The sequence below is a fragment of the Limnobacter sp. genome (assembly GCF_964228395.1).
GTDB lineage: Bacteria > Pseudomonadota > Gammaproteobacteria > Burkholderiales > Burkholderiaceae_B > Limnobacter.
In genome coordinates, this window is the sequence record NZ_CAXQZX010000132.1 from 1 (window position 1) to 7407 (window position 7407).

At 56.6% G+C, this 7407-nt stretch carries 5 protein-coding genes; all 5 read left to right on the top strand.

Features of this window, described 5'->3' with window-relative positions; translation table 11 throughout:
* Positions 1–579, top strand: a 579-nt coding sequence (locus ACEQU8_RS11395; RefSeq protein WP_370263709.1) for an isocitrate lyase/phosphoenolpyruvate mutase family protein, incomplete at its 5' end; no start/stop codon positions are given.
* A 26-nt stretch (positions 580–605) separates the two neighbouring features.
* Positions 606–1763, top strand: coding sequence for a 2-methylcitrate synthase (gene prpC, locus ACEQU8_RS11400; RefSeq protein ID WP_370263710.1), 1158 nt, complete (start codon positions 606–608; stop codon positions 1761–1763).
* A 64-nt stretch (positions 1764–1827) separates the two neighbouring features.
* Positions 1828–4446 carry a Fe/S-dependent 2-methylisocitrate dehydratase AcnD gene (gene acnD / locus ACEQU8_RS11405; RefSeq protein WP_370263712.1) on the top strand — a complete coding sequence of 873 codons (2619 nt, stop codon included), beginning with the start codon at positions 1828–1830 and terminating at the stop codon, positions 4444–4446.
* Complete coding sequence (gene prpF, locus ACEQU8_RS11410) at positions 4443–5642, top strand: 2-methylaconitate cis-trans isomerase PrpF (protein WP_370263713.1); 1200 nt, start codon at positions 4443–4445, stop codon at positions 5640–5642. The genes acnD and prpF overlap by 4 nt, the downstream gene beginning before the upstream one ends.
* Before the next feature lie 244 nt (positions 5643–5886).
* Complete coding sequence (locus ACEQU8_RS11415) at positions 5887–7368, top strand: phosphoenolpyruvate carboxylase (protein ID WP_372521241.1); 1482 nt, start codon at positions 5887–5889, stop codon at positions 7366–7368.
* Positions 7369–7407: the final 39 nt, after the last annotated feature.

Here is a 7407-nt window from a genome sequence, read left to right on the forward strand (position 1 = left end):
ATGATTAAAGCGGGTGCTGCGGCCATGCACATCGAAGACCAAGTTGGAGCCAAGCGCTGTGGCCACCGCCCAGGCAAGGCCATCGTAACCCAAGACGAGATGGTGGACCGCGTGAAAGCGGCCGCCGACGCGCGCGGCAGCGACGACTTTGTGATCATGGCGCGCACTGACGCTCTGGCCGTGGAGGGTTTGCAATCGGCCATCGACCGGGCATGCGCATGTGTGGAAGCCGGCGCCGATATGATTTTCCCTGAAGCCATCACGGACCTGCAAATGTACAAGCAGTTTGTTGAAGCGGTTAAAGTGCCCGTGTTGGCCAACATCACTGAATTCGGCTCCACGCCCTTGTTTACCACCGAGGAGTTGAAGAGCGTGGGCGTTGGCTTGGTGCTATACCCGCTCAGTGCCTTCCGCGCGATGAACAAAGCAGCTCAGGCAGTTTATGAAGCCGTGCGCCGCGACGGCACCCAAAAAAATGTGCTTGAGCTGATGCAAACCCGCATGGAGTTGTACGACAGCATTGGCTACCACGCCTTTGAACAAAAGCTGGATGCGCTGTTTGCCCAAGGCAAAAAATAAACACAACATACCCACTGGAGATCGAGATGACAGAACAGACCACCACCCCCGGCTTTAAGCCCAAGAAATCCGTGGCCTTGTCGGGCACGGCTGCCGGTAACACCGCCCTGTGCACCGTGGGCCGCACCGGCAACGACCTGCATTACCGCGGCTACGACATTCTGGACGTGGCAACCACCTGCGAATTTGAAGAAATTGCCCACCTGCTGGTGCATGGCAAGCTGCCCACCGTGGCCGAGCTGGCTGGCTACAAAGCCAAGCTAAAAGCCCTGCGGGGCATACCAGCAGGCGTAAAGCAGGCCCTTGAAGCCCTGCCCCCATCTGCGCACCCCATGGACGTGATGCGCACGGGCGTGAGCGTTTTGGGTTGCCTGAGCCCCGAGAAAGACGACCACAACCACCCCGGCGCGCGCGACATTGCCGACAAACTGATGGCCAGCCTGGGCAGCATGCTGCTGTACTGGTACCACTACAGCCACAACGGCAAGCGCATTGAAGTGGAAACCGATGATGATTCCATCGGCGGCCACTTCCTGCACCTGCTGCATGGTGAAAAGCCCCGCGAGAGCTGGGTACGCGCCATGCACACCTCGCTGATTTTGTACGCAGAGCATGAGTTCAATGCCTCCACCTTCACCAGCCGTGTGGTGGCTGGTACGGGTTCTGACATGTACTCTGCCATTTGTGGTGGCATTGGTGCCCTGCGTGGCCCCAAGCACGGCGGTGCCAACGAGGTGGCCTTTGAAATCCAAAAACGCTATGACAACCCGGACGAGGCCGAGGCCGACATTCGCGCCCGCGTTGAGCGCAAAGAGGTCGTGATTGGTTTTGGCCACCCTGTGTACACCGTGAGCGACCCCCGCAATGTGGTCATCAAGAAAGTGGCAGAAGACCTGTCCAAAGAGCAAAACAACATGAAGATGTACAACATTGCTGAACGTCTGGAAAGCACCATGTGGGAAATCAAAAAGATGTTTCCCAACCTGGATTGGTTTAGCGCTGTGAGCTACCACATGATGGGTGTGCCCACAGCCATGTTCACTCCCCTGTTCGTGATTGCTCGCACATCGGGCTGGAGCGCGCACGTGATTGAGCAACGCATTGACGGAAAGATTATTCGCCCAAGTGCCAACTACACCGGCCCAGAAGATCTGAAGTTTGTGCCTTTGAAAGAGCGCAAGTAATCGCGACGCGAAAGGGGAATCTGCGGATTCCCCTTGTTCTTGATACCGACGGAATACGATGACCATGAACACCCAATTCAGAAAAAAACTGCCTGGCACCCAACTGGATTACTTCGACACCCGCGAGGCGGTAGAAGCGATTGAACCGGGTAGCTACGATGGCCTGCCCTACACCAGCAAGATTCTTGCAGAGCAGTTGGTTCGCCGATGCGAACCCAGTGCGCTGACCGACAGCCTGAAACAACTGATTTACCGCAAGCGCGACCTGGATTTCCCCTGGTACCCCGCCCGCGTGGTGTGCCATGACATTTTGGGCCAAACCGCCTTGGTGGACTTGGCGGGCTTGCGCGATGCCATTGCCAAGGAAGGCGGTGACCCATCCAAAATCAACCCCGTGGTACCCACACAATTGATTGTGGACCACTCGCTGGCTGTTGAATGCGGCGGTTTCGACCCCGACGCATTCCGCAAAAACCGCGAAATTGAAGAGCGTCGCAACGAAGACCGCTTCCACTTCATCAATTGGACCCGCACTGCGTTTGAGAACGTGGATGTGATTCCGGCGGGCAACGGCATCATGCACCAAATCAACCTGGAAAAAATGTCGCCGGTGGTGCAGGTTCGCGATGGCGTTGCCTTCCCCGACACCTGCGTAGGAACAGACAGCCACACTCCGCACGTGGATGCGCTGGGCGTGATCTCCGTGGGCGTGGGTGGCCTGGAAGCGGAAACCGTGATGCTTGGCCGTGCGTCCATGATGCGCCTACCCGACATTGTGGGCGTGGAGTTGATTGGCAAGCGCCAACCTGGAATTACTGCCACCGACATTGTGCTGGAGCTAACCGCGTTTTTGCGCAAAGAACGTGTGGTGGGTGCGTATGTGGAGTTTTATGGAGAAGGCGCACGCAGCCTGACCATTGGCGACCGCGCCACCATTTCCAATATGACGCCCGAATACGGTGCCACCGCCGCGATGTTCTACATCGACGAACAAACCATTGACTACCTTAAGTTGACTGGCCGCGAACCCGAGCAAGTGGCGCTGGTGGAGCAATTTGCCAAGCACACCGGTCTGTGGGCCGATGGCATGGCCAAAGCGCAGTACGAGCGCGTGTTGAAGTTTGATTTGAGCAAGGTCACCCGCAGCATGGCGGGTCCTTCCAACCCCCACGCCCACATGCCCACCACCGAGTTGGCCAAGCGTGGCATTGCCGTGAACCTGGACAAAGCCAAAGCCGAAGAAGCGCAAGGTTTGATGCCCGATGGCGCAGTCATCATTGCCGCCATTACCAGCTGCACCAACACCAGCAACCCCCGCAACGTGGTGGCGGCAGGCTTGTTGGCAAAAAAGGCCAATGAGTTGGGCCTGGTGCGCAAACCCTGGGTAAAAAGCTCATTTGCACCCGGCTCCAAAGTGGCCGAGTTGTACCTGAAAGAAGCGGGCCTGCTGGCTGAACTGGAAAAGCTGGGCTTTGGCATTGTGGCCTTTGCCTGGACGACCTGCAACGGCATGAGCGGCGCACTGGACCCCAAAATTCAACAAGAGATTATTGATCGCGATTTGTACGCCACCGCAGTATTGAGCGGCAACCGCAACTTCGACGGTCGCATTCACCCTTACGCCAAACAAGCCTTTTTGGCCAGCCCGCCGCTGGTGGTGGCGTACGCCATTGCGGGCACAGTTCGTTTCGATATTGAGCAAGATGTGTTTGGTGTGATCAATGGCAAAGAAATTCGCTTGAAAGACCTTTGGCCCAGCGACGAGGAAATCGACGCCATTGTGAACAAACACGTAAAGCCAGAGCAATTCAGGCAGATCTACATCCCCATGTTCGACCTGGGCGCGGTGGAAAAAGCCCCCAGCCCTCTATACGACTGGCGCCCACAGTCCACCTACATTCGTCGCCCACCCTACTGGGACACCGAGGGCCAGGGGGCCCTGGCTGCACGCCCACGCACATTAAAGAACATGCGCCCACTGGCCGTGCTGGGCGACAACATCACCACCGACCACTTGAGCCCGTCCAATGCCATCTTGGCCAGCAGCGCGGCGGGGGAGTATTTGGCAAAAATGGGGCTGCCCGAAGAAGACTTCAACAGCTACGCCACGCACCGGGGCGATCACCTGACCGCCCAGCGCGCCACATTCGCCAACCCCACGCTTCTCAATGAAATGGTTCGCGATGCAGATGGCAAAGTTAAAAAAGGCTCACTGGCCCGCATTGAACCCGAAGGCAAAGTAACCCGCATGTGGGAAGCCATTGAAACCTACATGGACCGCGCTCAGCCACTCATTATTATCGCGGGCGCAGATTACGGCCAAGGTTCTTCACGCGACTGGGCGGCCAAAGGTGTGCGCCTGGCAGGTGTTGAGGCCATTATTGCCGAGGGCTTTGAGCGCATTCACCGCACCAACCTGATCGGTATGGGTACCCTGCCCCTGGAATTTAAGGCGGGCGAAACGCGCCACACCTATGGCATTGATGGCAGCGAGGTGTTTGAGGTGGTGGGCGAACGCACACCTCGCGGCACACTCACCGTCATCATGACTCGCAAAAATGGCGAGCGTGTAGAGTTCCCGGTAACTTGCCGGCTGGACACCGCTGAAGAAGTGTCTATTTACGAGGCTGGCGGCGTGCTGCAGCGTTTTGCACAAGACTTTTTGGAAGGGGCTGCAGCATGACCAAAAATGCCACCCAGCAAATCAAAGTGCCGGCCACCTACATGCGTGGTGGCACCAGCCAAGGTGTATTTTTACGTTTGCAGGATTTACCCGACGCCTGCCAGCAACCGGGTCCTGCGCGCGACAAACTGTTGCTACGCATCATAGGCAGCCCCGATCCCTATGGCAAACAAATTGACGGCATGGGAGGGGCAACATCGTCCACCAGCAAAACCGTGATCCTGAGCAAAAGCAGCAAGCCCGATCACGATGTGGACTACCTGTTTGGCCAGGTGAGCATCGACAAGCCTTTTGTAGACTGGAGCGGCAACTGCGGCAATTTGTCCTCTGCCGTGGGGTCGTTTGCGGTGGCCAGTGGCCTTGTCGACGCAGAACGTGTGCCCCAAAACGGCACTTGCACAGTGCGTATTTGGCAGGCCAACATCGGCAAGACCATCATCGCCCACGTGCCGATCACCGATGGCCTGGTGCAAGAAACCGGAGACTTTGAACTGGATGGTGTGACCTTCCCTGCCGCTGAGGTTCAACTGGAATTTCTGGACCCGGCTGATGAAGGAGATGATGGCGCGTCTGGCTCCATGTTCCCCACAGGCAACTTGATCGATAAGCTGGACGTGCCGGGTGTGGGCTCTCTACAAGCCACCTTGATCAACGCTGGCATTCCAACCATTTTTGTGAATGCACAAGACATCGGTTACACCGGCACCGAGCTGCAAGACCACATCAATGGCGACGCCGAAGCACTGAAAAAATTTGAAACCATTCGTGCACACGGCGCAGTGAAGATGGGCTTGATCAAGCATGTGGATGAAGCGGCCAACCGCCAGCACACCCCCAAGGTGGCCTTTGTGGCGCCGCCCACAACCTACACCAGTTCCAGCGGCAAAGTGGTAGAAGCAGATGACATTGACCTGCTGGTGCGTGCCATGAGCATGGGCAAGCTGCACCACGCCATGATGGGCACAGCGGCAGTGGCCATAGGCACGGCCGCTGCGGTGCCAGGCACGTTGGTCAACCTGGCTGCCGGTGGAACAGCGCGTGAAGCTGTTCGCTTTGGCCACCCCAGTGGCACCTTGCGGGTGGGTGCCCAAGCTGTGCAGGAAAACGGACAATGGGTGGTTAAAAAAGCCATCATGAGCCGCAGCGCCCGCGTGCTGATGGAAGGCTGGGTGCGGGTGCCTGCAGATACCTTGTAAATTGCCGCAAACCACAGACAGCCCGGGCGAACCCCGGGCTTTTTTTTGTTACCTAGCAACGCCAAAAAAAGAATTTAGGGGCCTAAAAAAGCTGCGAAGCCTTAAAAGAATCCACCAAGCCTAGCAGCCACCCAACGCTTGGGTCCAGTAACCACTCTACTGAGTCACCCCTTCGAGTGGTGATCACCCGCTGTAATTATGCTTTTGCGCTCCGACTCCATTCATCACAACAGGAGCACATGCCATGTACTCAGCCGTCAATCTTTCTACCAACGATTTAACACAGGCGAGCGCGCTGATTGAAGCCCCTCCCTGCGCAACACCCAATGCACATTGCCCCAACACCCATTTAAAAACCTTGGCGCTTCAAGACGCTCCCCATGCCGCAAAAAAACAGCTTGGCGAATTGCTTGAGGCCTTGGAGAGCCTTCCACCAGAGCAGGCAGCGCAAGGCGGCGAGTTGGCCAAACAATTCGTTGCACGTTACAAAGACCAAGCTGATGTGATGGCGTGTGTGTTCAAATACCTGAACTGCCGCTTAATGCTGAACCATGCCAAGCTCAGCTCGCCCTCTACAAGCCCTGCAGCACTGGCCAGCCCGGGTACCCTGCAACTTCACTTGGGCCCTCGCCTTGACCACACCAAACCCATCATCGGCCCAGTGTTGACCAGCCACCCCACACAGCTGAATCAACCCAGAGGCACTTTGCTCGCTTTAAACAGTGCCGCCGCTCAGCCACAAACCGAAGCCGAGGCCATGGCTCTGGCTGAGAACCTTTGGGAATTGGCGGGGCCTCGCAATGAACGGCCCACTGTGTTGGACGAGGCCTCGGCGCTCACCCCGGTTTTAAGCAACGTGCTTCAATCAATTCGCAAAAACACCAAAGCGCTTATGCAGGAAATAAACCAACACGGCGAACTTAAAAGCCCGGCTCAACTTCAGGCGGGCAACTGGGTGGGAGGCGACCGCGATGGCAACCCCACCATTACCCCCGAATTGCTCAGGGAGGTGATGGGCCTGTGGAGTGAGGTCGCTTTTGAGCAATATTTGCACAAGGTCTCGGGAAGCGATGCAGAGGCAAGGCCTGGCTCACTTTACACCTTGTTCAAAATCGCTGGCCACGGGCAAGAACTTGATGGGCTCGCAAACAAAATAATGAACACCCGGGACCATGTGCTGGGCAAACGTGAGCTCTTGCCCAACGAAGAAAAATTCAACAGCCCTGCTGACCTGGCAGCGCACGTGAGCAAACTGAAAACGCAGTTGAACTGGGAAGGCCTTCACCCCGCCTTGCAACAGCGAGTGGCACAAAAACTGGATCAACTGACCATGTGGGCAAATACATTTGGCTTTCATGGCGCTAGCACCCATATTCGACAAAACAGTGAAGTGAACCAACAAACAGTCCATGCCCTGCTTCAGGCCGTCGACCCCCGGCTTGACTATGCCAGCCTGGATGAACAGTCCAAGGTAAAGGTCCTGAACAAGGTGCTGAACAGCGCTCCCGGCTTTGAATTGCCAAGCTCAGTCAAAAGTGCAAACCCAGAGATTCAAAAGGAAATAAAATTCCTGGAAAGCTACAAAGACCTGCGAACAAGGTTTGGAGCAGACGCCCTGCCAAACATCATTACGGCAAACACCGAGACCCTCAGCGACATGCTGGAAGTTTGCGTGCTGTTGAAATATGCGGAGATCGGAAGAGCGTCGTGTCGGGAAAGAGTGTAGACGAGCGTGTAGATCTCGGTGGTCGCCGTATCATTAAAA

Coding starts and splice junctions, on each gene's coding strand:
- prpC (WP_370263710.1), top strand. CDS start 606: ATGACAGAACAGACCACCACCCCCGGCTTTAAGCCCAAGAAATCCGTG.
- acnD (WP_370263712.1), top strand. CDS start 1,828: ATGAACACCCAATTCAGAAAAAAACTGCCTGGCACCCAACTGGATTAC.
- prpF (WP_370263713.1), top strand. CDS start 4,443: ATGACCAAAAATGCCACCCAGCAAATCAAAGTGCCGGCCACCTACATG.
- ACEQU8_RS11415 (WP_372521241.1), top strand. CDS start 5,887: ATGTACTCAGCCGTCAATCTTTCTACCAACGATTTAACACAGGCGAGC.